The 22,503-nt window shown below is 71.5% G+C and carries 28 protein-coding genes; 17 read left to right on the top strand and 11 right to left on the bottom strand.

Features of this window, described 5'->3' with window-relative positions; translation table 11 throughout:
* Positions 1-22 precede the first annotated feature (22 nt).
* The gene (locus ABZ215_RS18270; RefSeq protein ID WP_354713435.1) at positions 23-988 is read left to right on the top strand and encodes an MBL fold metallo-hydrolase; all 966 of its coding nucleotides are present in this window, start codon (positions 23-25) and stop codon (positions 986-988) included.
* Positions 989-1,032: 44 nt separating this feature from the next.
* Here the strand turns inward: ABZ215_RS18270 and ABZ215_RS18265 are convergent, their stop codons facing one another.
* Positions 1,033-1,221, bottom strand: a complete 189-nt coding sequence (locus tag ABZ215_RS18265) for a DUF5302 domain-containing protein (RefSeq protein WP_020421728.1) — start codon at positions 1,219-1,221, stop codon at positions 1,033-1,035.
* Positions 1,222-1,350: 129 nt separating this feature from the next.
* Between ABZ215_RS18265 and ABZ215_RS18260 the strand changes: the two genes are divergently transcribed.
* Positions 1,351-2,073, top strand: coding sequence for a TetR/AcrR family transcriptional regulator (locus ABZ215_RS18260; protein WP_354950369.1), 723 nt, complete (start codon positions 1,351-1,353; stop codon positions 2,071-2,073).
* 54 nt (positions 2,074-2,127) lie between these two features.
* Here the strand turns inward: ABZ215_RS18260 and ABZ215_RS18255 are convergent, their stop codons facing one another.
* Positions 2,128-3,912, bottom strand: coding sequence for a VanW family protein (locus ABZ215_RS18255; RefSeq protein ID WP_237335996.1), 1,785 nt, complete (start codon positions 3,910-3,912; stop codon positions 2,128-2,130).
* 96 nt (positions 3,913-4,008) lie between these two features.
* Between ABZ215_RS18255 and ABZ215_RS18250 the strand changes: the two genes are divergently transcribed.
* The gene (locus ABZ215_RS18250; RefSeq protein WP_027936404.1) at positions 4,009-4,509 is read left to right on the top strand and encodes a metallophosphoesterase; all 501 of its coding nucleotides are present in this window, start codon (positions 4,009-4,011) and stop codon (positions 4,507-4,509) included.
* Positions 4,510-5,031: 522 nt separating this feature from the next.
* Here ABZ215_RS18250 and ABZ215_RS18245 read toward each other — a convergent pair.
* Complete coding sequence (locus ABZ215_RS18245; protein WP_020421724.1) at positions 5,032-5,697, bottom strand: TetR/AcrR family transcriptional regulator; 666 nt, start codon at positions 5,695-5,697, stop codon at positions 5,032-5,034.
* Between the two features lie 80 nt (positions 5,698-5,777).
* Positions 5,778-6,932 (bottom strand): saccharopine dehydrogenase NADP-binding domain-containing protein, encoded by a 1,155-nt coding sequence (locus ABZ215_RS18240; protein ID WP_354950368.1) that lies wholly within the window; start codon positions 6,930-6,932, stop codon positions 5,778-5,780.
* 34 nt (positions 6,933-6,966) lie between these two features.
* Here ABZ215_RS18240 and ABZ215_RS18235 point away from each other — a divergent pair, with 34 nt between their 5' ends.
* Genes ABZ215_RS18235 through ABZ215_RS18220 form a run of 4 tightly spaced genes read left to right on the top strand, consistent with a single transcriptional unit; the run spans position 6,967 to position 9,196 of the window.
* The gene (locus tag ABZ215_RS18235; RefSeq protein ID WP_354950367.1) at positions 6,967-7,317 is read left to right on the top strand and encodes a VOC family protein; all 351 of its coding nucleotides are present in this window, start codon (positions 6,967-6,969) and stop codon (positions 7,315-7,317) included.
* 32 nt (positions 7,318-7,349) lie between these two features.
* Positions 7,350-7,841 (top strand): GNAT family N-acetyltransferase, encoded by a 492-nt coding sequence (locus ABZ215_RS18230; RefSeq protein ID WP_354950366.1) that lies wholly within the window; start codon positions 7,350-7,352, stop codon positions 7,839-7,841.
* 60 nt (positions 7,842-7,901) lie between these two features.
* Entirely contained in the window at positions 7,902-8,231 is a 330-nt protein-coding gene (locus tag ABZ215_RS18225; RefSeq protein WP_020421721.1) for a WhiB family transcriptional regulator, read from the top strand.
* On the top strand, positions 8,210-9,196 hold the full coding sequence (locus ABZ215_RS18220; protein ID WP_354950365.1) for a TIGR03557 family F420-dependent LLM class oxidoreductase: 987 nt from the start codon (positions 8,210-8,212) through the stop codon (positions 9,194-9,196). The genes ABZ215_RS18225 and ABZ215_RS18220 overlap by 22 nt, the downstream gene beginning before the upstream one ends.
* Positions 9,197-9,356: 160 nt before the next feature.
* On the opposite strand, the gene shbA is transcribed toward ABZ215_RS18220, so the two are convergent.
* A complete protein-coding gene (gene shbA / locus ABZ215_RS18215) occupies positions 9,357-10,022 on the bottom strand; it encodes an RNA polymerase sigma factor ShbA (protein WP_354950364.1) in 666 nt (221 codons plus the stop codon).
* 274 nt (positions 10,023-10,296) lie between these two features.
* A complete protein-coding gene (locus tag ABZ215_RS18210; protein WP_354950363.1) occupies positions 10,297-10,761 on the bottom strand; it encodes a GtrA family protein in 465 nt (154 codons plus the stop codon).
* 122 nt (positions 10,762-10,883) lie between these two features.
* Between ABZ215_RS18210 and ABZ215_RS18205 the strand changes: the two genes are divergently transcribed.
* Both ABZ215_RS18205 and ABZ215_RS18200 read left to right on the top strand, forming a co-directional pair.
* Positions 10,884-11,273 carry a hypothetical protein gene (locus ABZ215_RS18205; protein WP_354950362.1) on the top strand — a complete coding sequence of 130 codons (390 nt, stop codon included), beginning with the start codon at positions 10,884-10,886 and terminating at the stop codon, positions 11,271-11,273.
* A 133-nt stretch (positions 11,274-11,406) separates the two neighbouring features.
* Positions 11,407-11,721, top strand: coding sequence for an iron-sulfur cluster biosynthesis family protein (locus ABZ215_RS18200; RefSeq protein ID WP_017984337.1), 315 nt, complete (start codon positions 11,407-11,409; stop codon positions 11,719-11,721).
* 43 nt (positions 11,722-11,764) lie between these two features.
* On the opposite strand, the gene ABZ215_RS18195 is transcribed toward ABZ215_RS18200, so the two are convergent.
* From ABZ215_RS18195 to ABZ215_RS18175, 5 genes are all read right to left on the bottom strand, one after another.
* On the bottom strand, positions 11,765-13,213 hold the full coding sequence (locus tag ABZ215_RS18195) for an FAD-dependent monooxygenase (RefSeq protein WP_354950361.1): 1,449 nt from the start codon (positions 13,211-13,213) through the stop codon (positions 11,765-11,767).
* 64 nt (positions 13,214-13,277) lie between these two features.
* Positions 13,278-13,871 (bottom strand): TetR family transcriptional regulator, encoded by a 594-nt coding sequence (locus ABZ215_RS18190; protein ID WP_354950360.1) that lies wholly within the window; start codon positions 13,869-13,871, stop codon positions 13,278-13,280.
* Between the two features lie 54 nt (positions 13,872-13,925).
* Positions 13,926-14,618, bottom strand: coding sequence for an HAD family hydrolase (locus tag ABZ215_RS18185; protein WP_237335986.1), 693 nt, complete (start codon positions 14,616-14,618; stop codon positions 13,926-13,928).
* Between the two features lie 10 nt (positions 14,619-14,628).
* Entirely contained in the window at positions 14,629-15,603 is a 975-nt protein-coding gene (locus ABZ215_RS18180) for a D-glycerate dehydrogenase (RefSeq protein WP_354950359.1), read from the bottom strand.
* Positions 15,604-15,638: 35 nt separating this feature from the next.
* Positions 15,639-15,806 carry a hypothetical protein gene (locus ABZ215_RS18175; protein ID WP_354950358.1) on the bottom strand — a complete coding sequence of 56 codons (168 nt, stop codon included), beginning with the start codon at positions 15,804-15,806 and terminating at the stop codon, positions 15,639-15,641.
* An 86-nt stretch (positions 15,807-15,892) separates the two neighbouring features.
* Between ABZ215_RS18175 and ABZ215_RS18170 the strand changes: the two genes are divergently transcribed.
* The 8 genes from ABZ215_RS18170 (at position 15,893) to pcaC (ending at position 22,500) form a co-directional block, all read left to right on the top strand.
* Complete coding sequence (locus ABZ215_RS18170; protein ID WP_354950357.1) at positions 15,893-16,711, top strand: CoA transferase subunit A; 819 nt, start codon at positions 15,893-15,895, stop codon at positions 16,709-16,711.
* A 32-nt stretch (positions 16,712-16,743) separates the two neighbouring features.
* Positions 16,744-17,472, top strand: coding sequence for a CoA-transferase subunit beta (locus ABZ215_RS18165; protein ID WP_051123640.1), 729 nt, complete (start codon positions 16,744-16,746; stop codon positions 17,470-17,472).
* Positions 17,469-18,644 carry a thiolase family protein gene (locus ABZ215_RS18160; RefSeq protein WP_354950356.1) on the top strand — a complete coding sequence of 392 codons (1,176 nt, stop codon included), beginning with the start codon at positions 17,469-17,471 and terminating at the stop codon, positions 18,642-18,644. The genes ABZ215_RS18165 and ABZ215_RS18160 overlap by 4 nt, the downstream gene beginning before the upstream one ends.
* A 19-nt stretch (positions 18,645-18,663) precedes the next feature.
* Positions 18,664-19,407: a protocatechuate 3,4-dioxygenase subunit beta gene (gene pcaH, locus ABZ215_RS18155; protein WP_020421709.1), complete on the top strand. Its 744-nt coding sequence runs from the start codon at positions 18,664-18,666 to the stop codon at positions 19,405-19,407.
* Positions 19,408-19,480: 73 nt separating this feature from the next.
* The gene (pcaG, locus tag ABZ215_RS18150; RefSeq protein WP_020421708.1) at positions 19,481-20,026 is read left to right on the top strand and encodes a protocatechuate 3,4-dioxygenase subunit alpha; all 546 of its coding nucleotides are present in this window, start codon (positions 19,481-19,483) and stop codon (positions 20,024-20,026) included.
* On the top strand, positions 20,019-21,344 hold the full coding sequence (pcaB, locus tag ABZ215_RS18145) for a 3-carboxy-cis,cis-muconate cycloisomerase (RefSeq protein WP_354950355.1): 1,326 nt from the start codon (positions 20,019-20,021) through the stop codon (positions 21,342-21,344). The genes pcaG and pcaB overlap by 8 nt, the downstream gene beginning before the upstream one ends.
* Positions 21,341-22,102 (top strand): 3-oxoadipate enol-lactonase, encoded by a 762-nt coding sequence (pcaD, locus tag ABZ215_RS18140; RefSeq protein ID WP_354950354.1) that lies wholly within the window; start codon positions 21,341-21,343, stop codon positions 22,100-22,102. Before pcaB ends, pcaD begins: the two co-directional genes overlap by 4 nt.
* On the top strand, positions 22,099-22,500 hold the full coding sequence (gene pcaC / locus ABZ215_RS18135) for a 4-carboxymuconolactone decarboxylase (RefSeq protein ID WP_020421705.1): 402 nt from the start codon (positions 22,099-22,101) through the stop codon (positions 22,498-22,500). Before pcaD ends, pcaC begins: the two co-directional genes overlap by 4 nt.
* Positions 22,501-22,503: the final 3 nt, after the last annotated feature.

The following is a 22,503-nucleotide window of genomic DNA, read 5'->3' as shown; positions in this document are numbered from 1 at the left end:
ACTTCCGTGCTGGGCTGGCGCCATGACTGATCGACTGAGCAGGCGCGGGGTGTTCGGGGCGGGCCTGGGGGCCGCCGCCGTACTCGCCGGCGTGGCGCCCGCGGCCGCCCGTGCCGCGACCGGCGGGGGACTCACGCTGCGCTGGTGGGGCAACAACAGCTGGGAGATCCGGATGCCCAGCGCCGACGGCACGACCACGAAGACCGTCCTGATCGACCCGTGGCTGACCCGCTTCCGCACCGGCACCTACTCGCCGGAGGGGGCGGACCCGAAGACCCGGCTGTCCGTGGACACCGGCCTCATCGACCACTACGTGGACAGCGGCGAGTTGCGGGCCGACCACATCCTGGTGACCCACGGCCACTACGACCACCTGACCGATGTCCCTTACCTGGCGCGGAAAACCGGGGCGACCGTGTACGGGACGGAAACGCACCTGAACCTGATGGCCGCGCTCGGCGCTCCGGAGGACCAGCTGGCGGTCGCGAGCGGCGGCGAGTTCCTCACCTTCGACGGCTACACGATCCGGATCCTGCGCTCACTGCACTCGGCGTCCGGCGCGCGGGCGGCGGTGCCGTTCCCGGGAACGCGGCCGGGTCTCGGGCTCGGCCACCTGCCAAAACCGAAATATATTCAGGATCTTGTGGAGGGCGGAACGCTCGCGTACCACGTGACCTCCGCCCGCGGCGGCAGCGTGATCGACTTCGGCGGATCGAACTACGTCGAGTCGGAACTGGACGGTCTGCGTCCGGATGTGGTGCTGCTTCCCGCCGGTGGCGGCAAGATCGCCGACTACGTGGGCCGCCTGCTGCGTGTGCTCGGGCAACCGCCCTATGTGATCCCCACGCACTGGGACGACTTCGACCACCCGCTGACCGAACCGGCCCGCGACTGGGGCGGCCTGGACGCGCTGCGGTCGGCGGTGGCGGCGGCGTCCCCGGCCTCGCGGTTCGTCGTGGTCGACCACCTGCGGACCTTCGCGCTCTGACCCGGGTCGGCGTGGGTGCCGGTCAGGGCACCCACGCCGTCCGGTCAGCCGCTCTTGCGGCGGAAGGTGCGCTTGCTGGCCGCTGGGCCGTGTCCGTGGACGTGGCCGCCCTTGCCGCCCCCGCTGTCGTGCTTGCCGGACGACTGGGCGTTCGCCTGCTTGCGTTCGAGGGCTTCGCGGAACCTGCGCTTGACGTCGTCTTCCGAATCATTCGGTGAACTGTTCTCGGACATACGACCTCCTGGGTGTCACGCGCTTGCTCGTCCAGCCTCCCAGGCCCGGTCCACCTTGGCGAGCCGTTTTCGTCACGATTCACGGCGGTGTTGACTGGCGCGCCAACACGAGGGAGCTACTGTTACGCCATGGCGAAGTCTGCTCCCGTGCCCGGCCGTCCGCGCTCCCGTGACGCGGCGGGGCTGCCCGCGGTCACCCCGGGTCGCATCATCGACGCGGCGCTCGAGCTGACGGCCAGGCACGGGGTGGAGTCGTGGACGCTGCGCCAGCTCGCCGGCGCGGTCGACGCCTACCCGGCGGTGATCTACCACCACGTGGGCGACCGGGACACGGTCGTGACGGCGGTCGTCGACCGCGTCATAGCCATGTACGAGCTGCCGCCTGCCGAGATGGAGTGGCGCGCCTGGTGGCGCCAGTTCCTCACCAACCTGCGGCTGGTGTTCATGCGCTACCCCGGCGTGGCCCGGCGGGTCGCGCTCAACGGCCCCTCGGTCGAGGCGGGCGGGCCCACTGTGGACCGTGCGATGAGGACACTGCTGGGCGCCGGGTTCGAGCAGGACGAGGCCGCCATGGTGTGCCGCCTGCTGGTCAGCCAGGCCTGCCTGTTCATCTCGCTGGAGGACGACCAGCGCAAGGCCGGCGAGGTGAAGGCCCAGATCTCCAGCGGGTGGGGCGAGCCGACTGCGGACCCGGACCTGGCCGGTCTGGCCACGCTCAGCGAATCGGTCCACGAGCGCCTCGCCGACCCGGCGAAGAACCGCGACTACTTCGGCGAGCTGTTCGACTACGCCGTGGACCGCGTGCTGGACGGCGTCCAGGTGCGGCTCGACGAGATCGAGCGCGGCTCCTGACCGACGCGAAACGGGGCCGCACCGGATCGGTGCGGCCCCGTTTTCACGTCCCCGTCAGGGGCAGACGATCTTCGGCTGCGGGTTGTAGTGCACGGTGCGGGTCTCGCGCTTGACCTCGCGGCCGGTCTTCGCGTCCCGCAGCACCCGGGTGTCGCTGGTGGTGAAGCCCTGCGCCCCGTTGGAGGGGTGGCAGTTCTCCGCCGGGCCCGGCTTCTCCTGCGGCGGGACGAAGTTCGACCGCGGCCCCGGGATCGACTCGACGGTGTACCGCTTGGTGCCCCACAGCTTCACCGTGATGGACGACGGCGTCCAGATCGTCTGGATCGCCACGCCGGTGTCGGAGTCGTTGGTGAACTTCAGGTCGATCACGCTGCTGCCGCTGGCGCTCTGGAACACCGTCGCCTCCCGCGCGGCGGGGTAGCGGCTGATGTAGTAGCTGTGCTCCTTGTGCCCGGCGTCCTTCAGCCCGGCGAAGTAGGCCGCGTTGTACAGCGTGGTGGCGAACTGCGAGATGCCGCCGCCGACCTCGCGGGCCGGGGCGCCGTTCTCGATCACTCCGGCCTCGACGTAGCCCTGTGCCTTGCCGCGCGGACCGGTGAACCCGTTGAGGCTGAACGTCTCGCCCGGCTTCACGATCGCGCCGTTCACCTTCTGCGCGACGGTCCTGATGTTCACGCCGGAGTCGGCGGCGAACCCGCCCGTGGTGAACTCGCCGATGACCTCGGTGATGCCGAGCTGGTTGGCCTGCTCGGTGGTCACCTTCGCCGGGGTGGTGTGGTACTTCGCGACCAGTTCGTGCGCGCCCGGCGCCTTGAGCAGGTCGAACAGCGGCTGCAGGGTCGGGTTCCAGTCGACGCCCTTGCCATCCACCGACGGCTGCACCGTGGGTCGGCCGCCCTCGAACACGATCTGGGCGTCCTTGCCCTCCTTCTCGGAGGACTTGAGCTGCGGGCCGGCCGCCTCGACGATCTTGTTGTGGTCGACCTTCGGCACCAGCGTGCCGCCTTCGCCCGGCTCGAACGACAGCGCTGCGGCCACGGCCTCGGGGGAGAGCGTCGCGGTGGCGCCCTCGCCTCGGATGACCAGCGGCGTGGACACGGCGGGCTTGGCGAACCCGTCCAGCGTGGCCTGCACGGCCTCGGCCGAGACCTGGACCGGCGTGGTCGTCACCGGGAGGTTCAGCGTCTGCCCGGTCGCCCAGTGGCGCAGCACCTCGTTCTTGGCGCCCTCGGCGTCGAGCTGCTGGCCGGGCTGCGGCGGCACCGCGACCGGCTGGGCCTCCTCGAACCGGATCGTGCCCTCGACGGGGAGGCGGTCCGTGCGGCCGCGCAGCTCCTCGATGGCCGCGGCGAGCTTGTTCTGGTCCGCGTGGGTGACCACGCCGACCTCGCGGTCGCTGAAGAACGACGCGATGCGGGTGAACGGGTTGAGCGGCTGGTCGCCTGCCTGGTCCAAAGTGGACGGCCAGTCGAGCGTGAGGCCGGCCGTGGACGGGTCGATCGCGGCGGTGGCGTCACCGGCGCGCACCGGGATCGTCTGCGTCAGCCGCGGTTCGATCTCGTCCCGCAGCTTGTCCTCGGCCGCGGTGCGCTTGAGCCCGCCGACCTCGACCCCGGCGACGGTGACCCCGCGGGGCACGTTGCCCTGGCTCACCAGCAGGTCGACGGCGTAGAGCGCGGCGAGCACGCCGAGCACCGACCCGGCGATGATCGCGGCGCGCTTGGCGGACTTCTTCTTCCGCGGCGGCTCCTGCGTCACCTTCGGCAGCACGTCGGTGACCGGGGTCATGACCTCGGTCCGCTCGTCGTCGGACGTGGGCCACGCGGGTTCCTGCGTCAAGGCTCACCCCTCCTGATCCGGACAACCCGGATGAAGGTTACGGGCGAGGGGATTCGCGCCCTGCTCCGGGTGGCCCAGCGTGATACACCGGTGACCATGCAGCTCCTCGTCATGTCCGACACCCACGTGCCGAAGCGGGCGCGTGATCTGCCGGAACAGCTGTGGCAAGAGGTCGGGCGCGCCGACGTGGTGGTGCACGCGGGCGACTGGGTGGAGGTCGCGCTGCTGGACGAGCTGGAGAAGCGCAGCAAGCGGCTGATCGGCGTGTACGGCAACAACGACGGCCCGGAGCTGCGCGCACGGCTGCCCGAGGTGGCCAGGGCGTCGCTGGACGGCCTGCGGTTGGCGGTGGTGCACGAGACGGGCCCGGCGAAGGGCCGGGAGGCGCGGTGCGCGCGGGACTACCCGGATGCCGACGTCCTGGTGTTCGGGCACAGCCACATCCCGTGGGACACGGTGGCGCCCAATGGATTGCGCCTGCTCAACCCCGGTTCGCCGACGGACCGGCGCCGCCAGCCGGAGCACACGTACCTGACGGCGCGAGTGCGCGCGGGGCGGTTGGAGCAGGTGAAGCTGCACGCGCTGCCGCCCCGCTGATTCCGGTCTCGCGCGGGGCCGTGCCGCCGCGGTCCCGCTGGTCCCGGCGCCGCTGGCGCTCCGGCGCTGCTGGTCCCCGGCGCTGCTGACAGTTCCGGGCGCTGCTGGTGCCCCGGCGCTGCCGGTGCCGCTGGTGTCCCGGCGCTGCTGGCAGTGCTGGCTCCCGCTTCGCGCGGGGCGTGCCGCTGCGGTCCCGCTGGTCCCGGCGCCGCTGGCGCTCCGGCGCTGCTGGTGGTGCTGGCGCTGGCAGTGCTCGCTCCTGCTCCGCGGGGCGCCGTTGGTGCGGTGCCCCCGCGGTCTCGGCGCTGCTGGTGCCCCGGCGACCCCCGTGCCGTTGGCGCCCCCGGTGCTGCTGACTCCCGCTTCGCGGGGGTGATGTCGTCGGCTGGGCCGCCGCATGCGGTAACCCCGCCGGCCCTGGCGGCCCCGCGGGGCTTGCACCCGCTTCGCGGGGTGCCGCGGGCCGGACCGCCGCAACTGGCAGCCGCGGCGCTGGGCCCGCAGCCACGGGGCGGGTCGTGGTCAGTCGCGGCTCGCGGCCGAGTCCGCCCCGTCTGCCGGTTCGCGGCTCGCCGAGCGCGCCTCCGGCACCTTCACCTCCGCCGGCTGCGCCAGCAGTCGCACGATCGAGGTGAACGAATCCACCCCAATGCCGGGGTCCACCGAGCGCAGCAGGCCCAGCCCGAGCGTGATGCTGAACAGCGCGTAAGCCGCCTGCCGGGCGTCCATCGGCAGCCGCACGCCCAGGCGCCGCGCGTTGGTGTTCAGCAGGCCCGTCACCAGGTCGGCGATCTCGGCGTTGCTCTTGGCCAGCCGCCCGAGGAGCTCCGGGTCGCGGCGGCAGTTGAGCAGGTACTCCGCCTCCAAGCGGATCCACTCCTGGTCGCCGCCGGTGCCCGCTGCCCACACCGCGAAAGCCGCCAGGAGTTCCTCGAGGCTGTCGGTGCCGGCCAGGGTCGCGTCCACCGACGCCGCCTTCTCCGCTCGCACCCCCTCCAGAACCGCCAGGCACAGCTCGTCCTTGTTGCGGAAGTTGGAGTAGACGGCGCCCTTCGAGTACCCCGCCTCCTCGGCCACCCGCTCCAGCGAGGTGCCGGTGTAGCCCTCGCGCAGGAACAGCTCCGTCGCCGTGTCCAGGAGGCGGCGGCGCGTGTGCGCCTGACTTTCAGCGCGCGTCAGTCGAGCCATGCGATCACTGTAAGGCTCGGCTTGAACTGTGTTTAAGCCTGGTCGGGGTTCCGGTTTTGGGTATCCCCCGTCCGGGTGGTTCAGGACGGCAGCGTCCGGAACGCCAGTCCCGCGTTCTTCAGCCGCGTCAGCAGCGCGTCGCCCATCGCGGCGGCCGGGGAGAGCTGCCCGGCGCGGGACGGCAGGTCGTCGTGCGCCAGGCAGAGCGCGGACTCGGCCAGCATCTTCGCCGTCTCGTCGTAGCCGGGGTCGCCGCCGGAGACCTCGGTGACCACCCGCTTGCCGCCGCCGTCGGCGACGAACCGGACCTTGAACCAGGACTTCGCGCGGCGCTGCTCGCTCGGACCCTGACCGGGCTTGCGCAGGTTGCCCAGCGCCTTGCGCACCGGCGGCAGTTGCACGAGCGCGACCGCCGCGCCCAGCCCGGCGAGCCCGCCCGCCAGCACCGGCAGGTGCTTGACCGCGGCGTAGTGGCTGTAGGTGAAGTCCGGCCCGTACTCGGGCAGCTCCCGCGCCGAGCCGACGACGATCTGCGGGTCGATGGTCGGCAGCGGCACCAGCCAGTGGCCGGTCTCGCCGTCGCGCCGCGGGGTGCCGGCCACCGCGCGCACGCGGCGGCCCTCGGGGCGGTGCTGCACCTTCTTGCGTTCCCGCGCGGCCTGGGCCATCGGCAGCAGCCGGGACGCGGCGCCGAGCGCGGAGGCGTAGGTGCCGCCGGAGAACGTCGCCCCGACGCGGACCTGGCCGCGCACCCGGATCGGCACGTCGTCCGGCAGCTGCTTGACCGTGTAGTAGACGCCCAGGTCGTGCGGGATCGAGTCGAAGCCGCACGCGTGCACGATGCGCGCCCCCGTTTCGGCGGCGCGGGCGTGGTGGCGGACGTACATCAGGTCGGTGAACTCGGGCTCGCCGCACAGGTCCACGTAGTCGGTGCCGGCCTCGGCGCACGCGGCCACCAGCGGCTCGCCGTACTGCACGTAGGGGCCCACCGTGGTGATCACGACCGTCGCCGATTCGGCAACCGCTTTCAGCGAGGCGGGGTCGGTGACGTCGGCGTAGAGGAGCGGCAGCTGGGCGAACTTCGGCCCGAGGCCGTCGCGCACGGCCTCCAGCTTGGCGCGGCTGCGACCGGCGAGGGCCCACCGGCAGTCGTCGGGGGCGTGCCGGGCCAGGTACTCCGCGGTGAGCCGGCCGGTGAAGCCGGTCGCGCCGAACAGGACCACGTCGTAAGCCATGCGGGCCACCCTAACGGCTGCCTAGGCTCGATGGATGATCAATGGCGCTCACGTGATCCTGTACAGCCACGACGCGGAGGCCGACCGCGCCTTCCTGCGTGACGTGCTCGGACAGCCGCACGTCGACGCGGGGGGCGGCTGGCTCATCGTGAAACTGCCCCCCGCCGAGATCGCGGTCCACCCCACGGACGCCGCGCAGGCGCACGAGCTGTACTTCCTGTGCGACGACGTGGAAGGGACGGTCCGGGAGCTGACCGCCCGGGGCGTCGAGTTCACCGCGCCCGTCACCGACGCCGGTTGGGGACTGCTGACCAGGCTGCGCCTGCCCGGCGGCGGGGCGGTCGGCCTGTACGAGGCCCGCCACCAGCGGGCCACCGATCTCTGAAATCCGCTGGACGGTCCCGTCACGATGGACCCGTGTGGACGATCAACCCGGTCCCTGTGACCGACGCGGCCGCGCAAGCCGTTCTGCGCGCCTACTTCGACGACGTCGCCAGCCGCTACTACGGCCGCCCCGCGACGGTGGCCGAACTGGACGCCGCGATGGCCGACGACCCCAGCGACGACCTCGTCCCGCCGACGGGCCTGTTCCTGCTCGCGCGGTCGCACGATGAGGTGACCGGCTGCGTCGGCATCCGCGTGCTCGACGTCACGACCGCGGAGCTGACCCGGATGTTCGTCCTTCCCGGAGCGCGTGGCCGGGGAGGTGGTGACCAACTGCTCCGCGCGGCCGAAACCGCAGCTCAGGCAGTGGGTTGTGAGCGGATGAGGCTGGACACGCGGCACGATCTGGTGGAGGCTCGTGGGCTCTACGCCAAACACGGCTACCGCGAGATCGAAGCTCCTGAACAACGCTTGTACGCCGATCACTGGTTCGAGAAGCGGCTGGCGCTCGGCCGACAGGTGTAGTGGCCGAAAAACCGGGGTAGTCCTGCGCGCAACTGAGATGGTCGCGGAGGTGAGGTCGAGATGGCGGACACGTCACGGCTCCCGGTGCCTGTTGCCGAAACGTGGGAGTGGCAGAGGCACGGCAACTGCCGGAACTTGGACAGCTCGGTGTTCTTCCACCCGGACGGCGAACGGGGTTTCGCGCGGGCGGACCGGGTCGCGCGGGCGAAGCAGATCTGCATGTCCTGCCCGGTGATCGTCGAATGCCGGCACCACGCGCTCACCGCGGAAGAGCCCTTCGGCGTCTGGGGTGGGCTCGACGAGACCGAGCGGCGAGCGATGATCTCGCGGCGCAAGCAGCTGCTGGCCGGCGCTGAGAAGGAGCAGGAGTGCGTTTCGGTTACACCCTGATGACCGAACAGGCCGGGCCGAGGGAGCTGGTCCGGCACGCGGCCGCCGCCGAGCAGGCGGGGTTCGCGTTCGAGGTGTGCAGTGACCACTACTCGCCCTGGCTCGACGAACAAGGGCACGCCCCGTACGCGTGGAGCGTGCTGGGCGCGGTCACGCAGGTGACCGAACGCGTCGAGCTGCTGAGCTTCGTGACCTGCCCGCTCATGCGGTACCACCCGGCGGTGGTGGCGCAGAAGGCGGCGACCATCTCCCTGCTGTCGGGCGACCGGTTCACGCTCGGGCTGGGTGCGGGCGAGAACCTGAACGAGCACGTCGTCGGCCGCGGGTGGCCGCCGGTGAACGTGCGGCACGAGATGCTGAGCGAGGCGCTCGCGATCATCGGCGACCTGTTCGACGGCGGGTACGTCAACTACTCGGGCCAGCACTACCGGGTCGACTCGGCGAAGTTGTGGGACCTGCCGGAGCGGCGCACGCCGATCGGCGTCGCGGTGTCCGGCAAGCAGTCGGTGACGCGCTTCGCCCCGGTGGCCGACGCGCTGATCGCCACCGAGCCGAAGCCCGAGCTGGTGCACGCCTGGGACGAGGAGTGCGCCCAGCTGGGGCAGGACTCTTCGCGCAAGTACGCGCAGCTGCCGGTGTGCTGGGACCCCGACCCGGAGGCGGCCAAGCAGCGGGCGCACGAGCAGTTCCGCTGGTTCGGCGGCGGCTGGAAGGTCAACGCCGAGCTGCCCGGCACGTCCGGGTTCGCCGGTGCGACCCAGTTCATCACCCCCGACGAGGTCGCGCAGGCCATCCCGTGCGGCCCGGACGCCGAGCCGATCGTGAAGAGCGCCCAGGCCTTCGCCGACGCGGGCTTCACGGATCTGGCGCTGGTCCAGATCGGCGGCGACCACCAGGACGGGTTCTTCGAGTTCGCGTCGCGCGAACTGCTGCCCGCCCTGAACGAGGCCTACGGCACGGCCTAGTTCGTCTTGACGCGGCGGTCCGCCTCACCACCCGTGCAGCTCGCACCGCCGCGGGTTCCGAGACGGCTCCAGCCACGCGCAGCGTGCCCGTTGAGGGTGGTGGTGGGCTGGCGGGAGGGGTCGCTACCCGCACCGCCACGCCAGCCGGTTGTGGATTGGTTCAGTCGAGCAGGTCGCCGTCGCGGGTGATCATGGCTCGCAGCTTGCCCAGGGCGCGGTGCTGCGTGACGCGGACGTTGCCTGCCGAGATGCCCAGCGCCTCGGCCGTCTCGTTCGCCGACAGGCCGACCGCGATCCGCAGCGTCAGGATCTCCTGCTGCAGCTGCGGGAGGGTGGCCAGCAGCTTGGTCATCCGGTCGCCGAGGTCGACGTCGAGCGCGTGCTTCTCCGGCTCGTTGTCGGCCAGCGGCCGTTCCGGCAGCTCGGCGACCGGGTCCGACCGGTCCCGCGAGACCAGGCGGTAGGCGTCGGCGACCTTGTTGGACGCGATGGCGTGCACCAGGTAGAGGAACGATCCGCCCCGGTCCTGGTACTGCGGCAACGCGTGCAGGACGGCCAGGCAGACCTCCTGCGCGACGTCGTCCGCCGAGAGGTAGGACAGGTCGCGTCCGCCCAGCCGCGCCCGGCAGTACCGGACGGCGACCGGGGTGATCATCTGGATCAAGCGGTCCACGGCTCCGCGTTCACCGGTGGCGGCTTTGCGGACGACCGGGTCGAGCTCTTCTTTCGTGAGCCGCTGTGATGCCCGAGGAAAGGCCTGGGGCGTCAGCCCTGGCGCCTCGGGCTCGGATCTTCCAGCAGTGACGGGCGGGACACTCGTTCGCATGGTCGGCTCCCCAACGACAACAACGATGACCCGTCGACCGGTCGCCGTCGGGGGCCCGCGTTTCTTGTTACTTTCGGTGAACGGGTACTCCCTCTAGGTCCCTGCCGACCCGTTCCCGATGAAACTGTGCGTAATCGTAAGTGGTGGTCGCCCGGCAGTCCAGATTTCAACTAGACATACCCCGTTCGCAGCAATAGCCCGCTCGATCGAGTTCTCCAGGTGCGCGAACCGAGCACCCATGAACAATCAAGCGCAAAAGTGACACACTTCTTGGCTATGTGACAACACGCAGGTCATGGGCGCGGAAGACCCACCAACGCAGTACCGCGAACCGGACGATCCCGCCCAGACCGCTCGCTGCCGCGAGTGCGACCGCCTGGAGAGTGGCCGACGGGTTCGTGGTGAACAGGTGTAGCGAAAGCAGCACGAGTGATCCGTAGCCCGCGTAGAAGGCGAATGTCACCGCGGACTGCAGGTGCAATCGAACGGGTGACGCGGAATGGCCGGCGAACGTTACGCGGCGCTGGAACTCGGTGTTGGCGAGCGTGGTCAGCGCGATGGCGAGCACGTTCGCGGTCACGGCGCCCAGCAGCGGGCGGCCGCCGAGGAAGAGGAGTTCCTGCAGTCCGGTCGTCAGCACTCCGGCGACGACGTACCAGGCGACCGGGTGGTGTTCGGCCGGACGGTGCGCGGCGGGAGCCTCCCGTGCCACCGGCCCGCTGATCCACGTTGCGGTCATACCCAAAACTTACCTACGCTCAGCAATTGTTTGTACTGTACAACCACGTGAGCTTGATCTCGGGTTTGCCCGTTCCGCCGCTCGGGTATCGCCACCGCTAGGACAGCAGGTGAGGAGGACCGATGAGTGAGGCTCATGGCCATCCCGTGCCGGACGCGGTGGAGACCGATCCGGCCGCGTTGAACAGCGCGGAGGACCTCGACGAGGACCGGATGCGCGTCGACCCGCTCGAGGAGGGCGTCGAGCCGCCGGAGCGGTACATGGCCTCCGACCGGTTCGGCACGACCCCGAACGAGGTACGCGAGGGCGAGAGCCTCGACGGGCGGCTGGCGCAGGAGCGTCCGGACGTCCAGCCGGAGGACGTGCCCGCCGACGAGACCGAAACCCGCGACGGCCTGGACGTCGCCGACGCCGGGCAGAACCTCGGCGACGCGGTCGACCAGAAGGCGGACAACCCGCCCGGCTCGGTGCCGGACGCCATCCGGACACCGCCGGACGAAGACCCTGTGTGAAATCGGTCACATCGGCGCTGACCTGGCGAAACCCAGGGTGAACGGCGATGACGGCCGGTGCAGGACAGCGCTCGCGCGGGGGTGCCCCTACGGTCGGAGGTACGAGTGCACGTGACGCGAAGGGACTGACACGATGCTCGCTTTGACCGATGCCGCCGCCGAGGCCATCAGCGCCCTGACGGCACAGGAGGGCCAGACCGACAGTGGTGGCCTGCGCTTCGCCGTGCAGGCCCAGCAGGACAGCGGCGCGCAGCTGGCGCTGTCCGTGGCACCGGCTCCGGAGGACGGGGACCAGGTCGTGGGCGCGGACGGGGGCGCGAAGGTGTTCCTGGAGCCGCAGGCCGCGATCTTCCTGGACGACAAGGTGCTGGACGTCCAGCAGGACGAGCAGGGACAGCTGAACTTCGCCGTCCTGCCGCAGCCGGACGCGCAGCAGCCGGGCCTGTAGAACAACGGACTTCTGAGGGAGGGCGCCCGTGCGGCGCCCTCCCTCAGTGCGTTCCGGGGCCGAACCACCTCGTGAGCGCTTGGTGCAGGCCGTCGCCGTCGGAGCCGGTCCAGGCGATGAAGCAGTCCGGCCGCAGCAGGTACGCGGTCTCCAGCCCGGGCGTCTCGACGACGTCGACGGAGTTCCGCCACGGCCCGGCGTCCAGTGTCCCGGTCGGATCGAACAACAACGCCCGCCCGCCGCGGGCGAGCGCGGGCAGGTCCGGCAGGTCCGGTGCGAACCGCCCGGCCGGTTCACCGGGGCCGCCGACGTCGTAGCGGATGTCCGCGCCGGCCATCAGGTCGGCGATGTGCTGCCGGGTCTCGCGCAGTGCGAGCAGTTCCCCGAACAGCTCCCGCAGCGCGGTCACGTCGCCACCCGGCCGGATGAGCAGCGACTGCGCCTGCGTGTGCATCGCGACCCGTTGCGCGACCGGGCGCCGCTCGGACCCGTAGGTGTCCAGCACGTCCACCTCGCCGCGGACCGCCGCCGCGAGCTTCCAGCCCAGGTTGACCGCGTCCTGCAGGCCGAGGTTGAGGCCGGGACCGCCGATCGCGGAGTGCACGTGCGCGGCGTCGCCGAGCAGGAACACGCGGCGGTCCCGGTAGCGCTCGGCGATCCGGGTGTTCCCGCCGAACAGGCGGCGCACCAGGTGCGGCCCCGCGCCGGGTGGCGGCCCGAGCGGCAGGTCCGCGCCGAGCACGCGGGCGGCGCTGGCGCGCACTTCCGCCAGTGACGCTTCGCCGTTCGCGGGCAGACCCCACTCCATGGTGCTGACCGCCGGGTTCCGGTCGGGGAACGGCGCCCAGGTGATCAGCCCGCGTGCGGTCCGCAGGTGCTGGAACGGCGGCACGGCACCGAACCCCGGGATCTCCAGCTCGCCGCCAGGGCCGATGAGCCCGGGTGGGACGCTGACCTCCGCCGAGTACGACACGGACTCATCGGAGGTCACGCCGGGGAACCCGATCCCGGCCAGCTTGCGGACCACGCTGTGCCCGCCGTCCGCGCCGACGAGGAACCGCGCGCGGACCGGCTCGTGCCCGTCGACCTCGACGGTCACCGCGTCCGCGTCCTGGGTCAGACCGGTGACCTCGTGCCCGCGACGGACCTCGACGCCGAGTTCGGCCGCGCGTTCGGCGAGCACCTCCTCGATGCGCCGCTGGGGCACCATCAGCGTGTAGAGGTGGTGGGTGAGGTCGGCCAGCGGCAACGGGAAGGCGCCGAACACGAACCCGCGCGCGGGTTCGGGAGCGCCGGGCCCGCCGGTCAGCCGTTCGTACAGGCCGCGCCGGTCCAGCATCCGCACGACCTCGCCGACCAGGCCGTTGGCGCGGGGTTCGGTGCGGGGGCCGGCGAGACGTTCCAGGACGACCGCGCGGGTGCCGGACAGTGCGAGTTCGCAGGCGAGCATGAGGCCGTTCGGCCCGCCGCCCGCGATGACGACGTCGATCATGGAAAAATCCTTCCGGGCAGGGGGAACCGGCCCGGGTACCCCGCCCGGGCTGTCCACAGTGGAGTTACCGGCCCGCGGAGAGCAGGTCGAATGCTTCGGTGAGCAGGTCCGCCACCGGGCGATTGGTCCGGAGGTGGTGGCCGATCGCGGTGTGCACGGCGGCCACGACCGCGGCCGCCACCAGGTGCGGGTGCAGGTCCCGCTCGAGCGAGGCGCCGGTGCGCTCGGCGACCGCCGCGGCGATCTCGGCTTCCGCCACCGCGCCCGCCTTGAGCAGATCGCCCTGCAGGGCGGGGTCGGCGAGCATCACGCGCACGCCGGCCGTCCAGGTCGCGGGGTCGGGCACCGGGTTCTCGGCCGCGGCGAGGTCCGGGGTGAGCTGGGCCGCGGCGGAGGCGCTGATCGCGTCCCACAACGGCTCGTCCGCCGGCCGCTCGCGGAGCGCGACGGCGAGGTTGCGGAGGCGGTCGGTGTGGCGAGCCACGATCGCCTCGCCTTTGCTGGAGAAGTAGTTGTTGAACGTGCGCGGGGAGACCCCGGCCGCCTCGGCGATGTCCTCGACCTTGACGTTGCCGAACCCGCGCTCGACGGCCAGCCGGATGGCCGCCCAGCTGATCGCCGAGCGCGTCTCGGCTTTCTTCCGCTCCCGCAGGCCCATGGCTCCACGGTAGCAAAACTTGCGTGCCGCGCAAACATGCGTGACACGCAAGATTCAGAAGTGGCGCACGAGCTCCCGGAACGAACCCAGCGTCAGCACCCGATCGTCGGTCTCGTCCAGCTCGTCGTGCTCCAGCACCCAGGTGTTCGCGTTGGGGATGAACACCGCGTTCATGCCGGCCGCGCGGGCGGGGCGGATGTCCGACTTCGGCGAGTTGCCGATCATCCACGTCGACTCCGGCGCGAGCATCCGCGCCGACGCCAGGCCGCGGTACACCTCGACGTGCTTCTCCGGCACGATGTGCACCTCGCGGAAGTGGTGGGCCACCCCGGACGCGTCGATCTTGCGTTGCTGCTCCTCGCGGTCGCCCTTGGTCAGCAGCATCAGCTCGTGCCGCGAGCCCAGCTCGTCGAGCGTCTCGGCGACGCCCGGGATGAGCTCGACCTCGTGGTTGATCAGCGCCGCCGCCAGCTCCTCGATGCGGGCGCGCTCCGCCGCGGTCGCGGGACGCTCACGCAACTTCTCGAAGCACTCGCCGAGGCTGTGCAGGAACACCTTGGTCCCGTAGCCGTGTGACACCGCGTTCGCCCGCTCGATGTCGTCCAGGATCTCCCGCACCGCGGCGCGCTCCAGCGTGGGATGCGCGATCCAGTCCAGGTAGTCGTCGATGACCCGCTCGAAGATCACGTTGTTCTCCCACAACGTGTCGTCGGCGTCGAGGATCAGGACCTGCCCGTTCAGTCGCACGCTGCGCAGACTAGGAGCGGTCGCCGTCCGGGCGCACCTCATTAACGGCGCCATCGCCCGCCAGCACGGCAGCGACGTTGCGCGCCGCGAGCAGGGCCATCTCGGTCCGGGTTTCGACCGTGGCGGAGCCGAGGTGCGGTGTCACGACCACGTTGTCCATCTCCAGCAGCCGCGGCTCGACCTCGGGCTCCTTTTCGAACACGTCCAGCCCGGCGCCGGCGATCTCCCGCCGCAGCAGCGCGTCGGCCAGCGCGGCCTCGTCCACGACCGGTCCGCGCGTGGTGTTGATCAGGAACGCGCTGTGCTTCATCACGCCCAGCGCCTCGGCGTCGATCAGGTGCCGCGTCTCCGGCGTCAGCGGGCAGTGCAGCGACACCACGTCGGCGGTGCGCAGCAGCTCCAAGAACGACAGGTGCTCCGCGTGCAGCGCCGACTCCACCTCCGGCTTCGCGCGGGACCGTCCGCTGTAGACGATCCGCATGCCGAACGCGCGGGCCCGGTGGGCCACCGCCTGCCCGATCTGGCCGAGGCCGACGATGCCGAGGGTCTTGCCCTGCAGGCCGGAGCCGAGCATGAACCCGAGGTGGAACGACCAGGGTGTGCGGGACCGCAGCAGCCGTTCGCCCTCGCCGATTCGCCGCGTCACCGCGAGCAGCAGGCCGAACGCGAGGTCCGCGGTGGCGTCGGTCAGCACGCCGGGCGTGTTGGTGACCGTCACGCCCCGCGCGGCCAGCGCGGGCACGTCGATGTTGTCGTAGCCGACCGCGACGTTGGCCACGACCTTCAGCTGCGGCCCGGCCGCGTCGGCCACCGCGCCGTCGACGCGGTCGTGCAGCATGCACACCACCGCGTCCGCGCCGCGCACCGCTTCGCGCAGCTCGTCGGGGCTGAGCGGCCGGTCCTCGCCGGACACCCAGACCTCGCCCGCCTCGCGGAGCACCACCATCGCTGCTTCCGGAACCCGCCGCGTCACCACGATTCGCATGGGCTCCAGCTTCGCAGGATCGGCGGCCGTCCGCGCTATTCGGGGTCCATGCCCCCGGGGCCGCCCTCGCCCTCCGGTTCGGCCTCGTTCGTGCCGACCTCGGGGTCCTGGTCGCGGTAGGTGGGTTCGGTGTGCTCGCCGCCGATGTCGGCGTCCTGCTGCTCGCTCTCGGCCGTCACCGGATCGATTTCGGGTCCGCTCATGCGTCCACCCTTCCTTGCGTGGCTCCGGACGGCCAGCTATGTTCATATGTAGAACTTGTGTGCGGAATGCGAACGGAAGCAGCTCAATGGCCGAGATAACGTCGCTCCATGACGCCGTCGCCCAGCTGGTGCACGACGGGGACACGGTCGCCCTCGAAGGATTCACCCACCTGATCCCGCACGCGGCGGGACAGGAGATCATCCGCCAGCGGCGCAGGGACCTCACGCTGGTCCGGATGACGCCGGACATCGTCTACGACCAGCTCATCGGCGCCGGGTGCGCGAAGAAGCTGATCTTCTCCTGGGGTGGCAACCCGGGCGTCGGGTCGCTGCACCGCTTCCGCGACGCCGTGCAGAACTCCTGGCCGGTGCCGCTGGAGATCGAGGAGCACAGCCACGCCGGCATGGCCAACCGCTACGTCGCCGGGGCGTCCGGGCTGCCGTTCGCGGTGCTGCGCGGCTACCGCGGCACGGACCTGCCCAAGCACACGGACACGATCAAGACGATCACCTGCCCGTTCACCGGCGAGGAACTGGCCGCGGTGCCCGCCATCAACCCGGACGTGTCGATCATCCACGCGCAGCGGGCCGACCGGGCGGGCAACGTCCAGATGTGGGGCCTGGTCGGGGTGCAGAAGGAGGCCGTGCTGGCCGCCAAGCGCAGCCTGGTCACGGTAGAGGAGGTCGTCGACGAGCTGACCCCGGTGCCCGGCCAGGTCATCCTGCCGACCTGGGCCGTCACGGCGGTCGCCGAAGTGCCCAACGGCGCGCACCCGTCCTACGCGGCGGGGTACTCCGAGCGCGACAACGAGTATTACGCGTATTGGGATTCCATTGGGCGGGAGAGGGACTCGTTCCAGCGCTGGCTGGACGAGAAGGTGTTCGGCGTGGAGGTGGCCCAGTGACGACGGTCGAACGGACGTACACGTCCGACGAGATGATGTCGATCGCCGCGGCCCGCGCCCTCACCGGCGGCCAGCGGGTGTTCGTCGGCATCGGCCTGCCCTCCACCGCGGCCAACCTCGCGCGCCGCACCCACGCCGAGGACCTGGTGCTCATCTACGAGTCCGGCACCCTCGGCTCGAAGCCCACCCGGCTGCCCGCGTCGATCGGTGACGGCATCCTCGCCGACACCGCCGACGCCGTGATCAGCGTGCCGGAGGTGTTCAACTACTGGCTGCAGCCCGGCCGGATCGACGTCGGCTTCCTCGGCGCGGCGCAGCTGGACAAGTTCGGCAACATCAACACCACGGTCATCGGCGCCGACTACGCCGACCCGAAGGTCCGCCTGCCGGGCGCCGGTGGCGCGCCGGAGATCGCCGCGAACTGCCACGAGGTCTACGTCGTGGTGCGGCAGAGCAAGCGCAGCTTCGTCGAGCAGGTCGACTTCATCACCTCCTTCGGCCACGGCCGCGGCAAGGGCGAGCGCGAGAAGCTGGGCCTGCCCGGCGCCGGCCCGACCCTGGTGATCACCGACCTCGGCGTGATGCGCCCCGACCCGGAGACCGCCGAGCTGGTGCTGACCCAGATCCACGAGGGCGTCACGGTGGAGCAGGTCAAGGAGGCGACCGGCTGGGACCTGAAGGTCGCGCCCGAGCTGGAGACCACGCCGCCGCCGACCGAGGCCGAGCTCAAGGCCCTGCGGGAGTTGAAGGCCGCCAAATGAGTGACGCATACGTTCTCGACGCCATCCGGACCCCGTTCGGCCGCTACGGCGGCGCCCTGGCGGGAGTCCGCCCCGACGACCTCGCCGCGCACGTGCTGCGTGAGCTGGCCTCCCGCAACGACCTCGACCCGGGCACGGTCGACGAGGTCGTGCTGGGCGACGCCAACCAGGCGGGGGAGGACAACCGCAACGTGGCGCGCATGGCCGCGCTGCTCGCGGGCTGGCCGACCTCGGTGCCCGGCACCACCGTGAACCGGCTGTGCGGCTCCGGTCTGGACGCGGTCATGCAGGCCAGCCGCACCATCGCGACCGGCGACGCGTCGCTGGTCGTCGCGGGCGGCGTGGAGTCGATGACCCGCGCGCCGATGATCCTGCTCAAGCCGGAGAAGGCGTACTCCCCGGCGACGCAGACCCTGCATTCGAGCACGCTCGGCTGGCGCATGGTCAACCCGGAGATGCCCGAGCAGTGGACGATCTCGCTGGGCGAGAGCACCGAGCGGCTGGCCGAGCAGTACGGCATCACCCGCGAGGCACAGGACGAGTTCGCCCTGCGCAGCCACCTCAACGCGGCGAAGGCGTGGGACGCCGGCTTCTACGACGACCACGTCGTGCCCGTCCCCGGCACCGACCTGACCCGCGACGAAGGCATCCGCGCCGACTCGACCCTGGAGAAGCTGGGCAAGCTCAAGCCCGCGTTCCGCAAGAACGGCACCATCACCGCGGGCAACGCCTCGCCGCTCAACGACGGCGCGTCCGCCGTCCTGCTGGGCGACCAGGCCGCGGCTGACCGGCTCGGCAAGACACCGCTGGCACGCATCGCGGGTCGCGGTGCGGCGGGTGTCGACCCGGACGTGTTCGGCGTCGGCCCGGTGCGGGCCGCGGAGATCGCGCTGGAGCGCGCCGGGATCGGCTGGGAGCAGCTGGCCGCGGTCGAGCTGAACGAGGCGTTCGCCGCGCAGTGCCTGTCCTGCTTCGCCGACTGGCCCAAGCTCGACCCGTCGATCGTGAACGTCAACGGCGGCGCGATCGCGATCGGGCACCCGCTGGGCGCCTCCGGTGGCCGCATTCTCGCGTCGCTGGCCTACGAGCTGCGCCGCCGCGGCGGTGGCTACGGGCTGGCCGCGATCTGCATCGGCGTGGGCCAGGGGCTCGCGGTCGTGCTGGAAGCGTGAGGAGAAAGGAAACCGTGCTATGGCAGCACCGACGAGTAACAAGCTGATCCTGCCGCGCTACCGGCGGGACCCGGAGGGCACGCACCCGCCGCTGGACTCACCGGGCTACCGGTCGACGGCCCTGCGGCACCCGAAGCAGCCGCTCGTTCTGCTGCCGCAGATGCTCACCGAGGTGACCGGCCCGCTGCTCGGCCCCGGCCGCCTCGGTGAGTTCGACAACGACCTGACCCGCCAGCACGCGGAAGAGCCGCAGGGGCAGCGCATCCTGGTGCACGGCCGCCTGCTCGACGGCGACGGCCGGGGCATCCCGAACTCGCTGATCGAGATCTGGCAGGCCAACGCGGGCGGCCGCTACCGGCACATCGGTGACAACTGGCCCGCGCCGCTGGACCCGAACTTCGACGGCGTCGGCCGCACCATCACCGACTCGGAAGGCCGGTACGAGTTCACCACCATCAAGCCGGGCGCGTACCCGTGGAAGAACCACGACAACGCCTGGCGGCCCGCGCACATCCACTTCTCGGTGTTCGGGCAGGCGTTCACGCAGCGCCTGGTGACGCAGATGTACTTCCCGGACGACCCGCTGTTCTTCCAGGACCCGATCTTCAACTCGATCCCGGACGAGAAGGCGCGGCAGCGGATGATCTCGCGGTTCGACTACAGCCGGACCACCGATCACTGGGCGCTGGCGTTCGAGTTCGACATCGTGGTGCGCGGGCGCGAGCAGTCGGTTTTCGAGAACGAGGAAGAGGAGGACGAGTGAGCGACACTTGGCCCTTTTCGCGCTTGCTCGTCCGACCGGGTGCGGGTGTCCCGCAGAACACAGAGGAGGACGAATGACGACCCCTTCGCAGACCGTCGGCCCCTACCTCGCGATCGGCCTGCCCTGGGAGGACGGCCCGACCGTGGTGCCCGAGGGCACCGAGGGCGCGGTGTGGATCCGCGGCACCGTCACCGACGGCGAGGGCAACCCGGTCCCGGACGCGATGATCGAGACCTGGCAGGCCGATCCGCAGGGCCGCTTCGACCACCCGGACGACCCGCGCGGCCGCGTTCCCGGGTTCCGCGGGTTCGGCCGTTGCCCGACCAAGCCGGACGGCAGCTACGAGATCCTCACCCTGCTGCCGGGCGCGATCCCGGGCGAGAACGGCGCGACGCAGGCCCCGCACATCGACGTGTCGGTGTTCGCGCGCGGGCTGCTGCACCGGGTCGTCACGCGCATCTACTTCCCGGAGAACACCGAGGCCAACGCCGCCGACGCGGTGCTGAACTCGGTGCCGGAGGACCGGCGCGGCACGCTGATCGCGGCCAAGACCGACGACGGGTACCGCTTCGACGTGCGTCTCCAGGGTGAGGCTGAGACAGTGTTCTTCGATGTCTGACCTGTTCGACCCGATTCTCGCCGCCGGGCCGGTCCGCGACGAGGTCTCCGACGCCGCCTGGCTGCGGGGCCTGCTCGACGCGGAAGCGGCGCTGGCGGAGGCGGAGGCGGACGCGGGCGTGATCCCGCGCGAGCACGCCGATCGGATCGCCGCCGTGGCTCGTGACGGGAAGTTCGACCCCGCCGCGATCGGTGCGAAGTCCGTCGGCGTCGGCAACCCCGCCGCGCCGCTCGTGCGGGAGCTGACCGCGCAGGTCGGCGGCGAGGCGGGCCGGGTGGTGCACCTTGGCGCGACCAGCCAGGACATCGTGGACACCGCGGCGATGCTGGTGTCCGCGCGTGCGGTGGACGTGCTGCTCGGCGAGGTCGAGGCGTGCGCGGACCGGCTCGCCGACCTGGCGCGGGAGCACGCCGGCACTGTCCAAGCGGGACGGACGTTGCTGCAGCAGGCGCTGCCGGTGACGTTCGGGTTCCAGCTCGCCGGCTGGCTCTCCGGGCTGGACACGGCCGCGGACCGGTTGCGGGTGCAGCGGTTCGCGGTGCAGCTCGGCGGGGCGACCGGCACGCTGGCGTCGCTGGGCGAGCGGGGGCCGGCGGTGCTGGCGGCCTTCGCGCGCAGGCTCGGGCTGGCGGAGCCCGCGATGCCGTGGCACACCGAGCGGACGCGCATCGCGGAACTCGCCGGGGCGCTCGGTTCGTTGGCGGGTGTGGTCGCCGGTGCGTCGCGGTCGCTGGTGCTGCTCGCGCAGACCGAGGTCGGCGAGATCGCCGAGGTCGCCGAGGGCAGCGGCGGCTCGTCCACCATGCCGCACAAGCGGAACCCGGTCGCCGCGGTGGCGGCCGGGGCGGCCGCGCAGCAGGCGCCCGGACTGGTCGCGACCCTGCTCGGCGCGATGGCGCAGGAGCACCAGCGCGCCGCCGGTTCCTGGCACGCCGAGTGGCGGCCGCTGACGGAACTGTTCCGCAGCACCGGATCCGCCGTGCACTGGCTGCGCACGAGCCTGGACCGGCTCCAGGTCGACGCGGACCGGATGCGCGCGAACTTGGACATCACGCGCGGTGCGCTGCTGTCCGAACGGGTCACGACCGCGTTGGCGGCCGAGACCGGGCGGCTCGAAGCACACGACGCGGTGAGCGCGTGCACTCGCCGCGCTCTGGCCGGCGAGGGCGAGCTGGCCGATCTGCTGGCCGAGGACGCCTTGGTGGGCAAGCACCTGTCGCGCGAACGCATCGGCGAGCTGCTGGACCCGGCCGGTTACCTGGGGAGCGCGCGTGTCTTCGTCGAACGGGTGCTGGAGAAGCGAAAGGGGACTTCGTGAAGGTCCACTACGAGACCGCGGGCGACGGCGAACTCGTCGTCCTGAGCAACTCCATCGGCAGCAACCTGCGCATGTGGGAGCCGCAGGTGAAGCCGTTGGTGGACAACGGTTTCCGCGTCGTCCGCTACGACACGCGGGGTCACGGGCAGTCGCCGGTGCCGCCGGGGCCGTACTCGATCGCCGACCTCGGGCGTGACGTCGTCGAGCTGCTGGACACGCTCGGCGCCGAGTCCGCGCACTTCGTCGGCCTGTCACTGGGCGGGATGACCGGCGCCTGGCTCGGGCAGCACGCGCCGTCGCGGATCCGGTCGCTGGCCCTGACGTTCACCTCGGTCAAGCCCGGCAACGTCGACATGTGGACCGGGCGCGCGAAGCAGGTGCGTGCCGAGGGCATGGCGACGATCGCCGAGGGCAGCATCGGCCGGTGGTTCACGCGGGACTGGATCGACGCGAACCCCGAACTGGCCGAGGAGCTGCGGCAGATGACGGCCACGACCCCGGCCGAGGGCTACGCGTCGTGCTGCGAGGCCATCGCCGGGCTCGACCTGACCGCCGGGCTGGGCACGATCACCGCACCGACCCTGGTGATCTCGGGAGCCGACGACGCCGCGCTGCCGCCCTCGCACGGGCAGGTCATCGCCGACGGCATCCCGGGCGCGAAGTTCGAGGTGATCGACCACGCCGCCCACCTGGGCAGCTACCAGCAGGCAGGCAAGTTCACCGAACTGCTCCTGGAGCACCTGAAGGGGGCGCGATGAGCGACGAGCTGTACGACGCGGGCATGAAGGTCCGGCGCGAGGTGCTCGGCGACGCGCACGTCGACCGTGCCACCGCCAACGCGACCGAGTTCACGCAGAAGTTCCAGGACTACATCACCCGCGCCGCGTGGGGCTCGATCTGGACCCGCGAGGGCCTGGACCGCAAGACCCGCAGCTGCATCACGCTGGCCGTGCTCACCGCGCTGCACTGCCACGGCGAGATCGCGATGCACGTCCGCGCCGCCGTCGGCAACGGGCTGACCGCCGACGAGATCGGCGAGGTGCTGCTGCACGCCGGCGTGTACGCGGGGGTACCGGCGGCCAACGAGGCGTTCGCCATCGCGCAGAAGACACTGGCCGAGATGGGAGAGCCCACCGCCCAGCCGCGCGCCCACTAATCC

The sequence above is a fragment of the Amycolatopsis sp. NPDC006131 genome (genome assembly GCF_040614175.1).
In the GTDB taxonomy this organism is placed as follows: Bacteria; Actinomycetota; Actinomycetes; order Mycobacteriales; family Pseudonocardiaceae; genus Amycolatopsis_E; species Amycolatopsis_E tucumanensis.
Note: the sequence above shows the minus strand (reverse complement) of the source record. Positions and strands in the feature narration are given on the sequence as shown.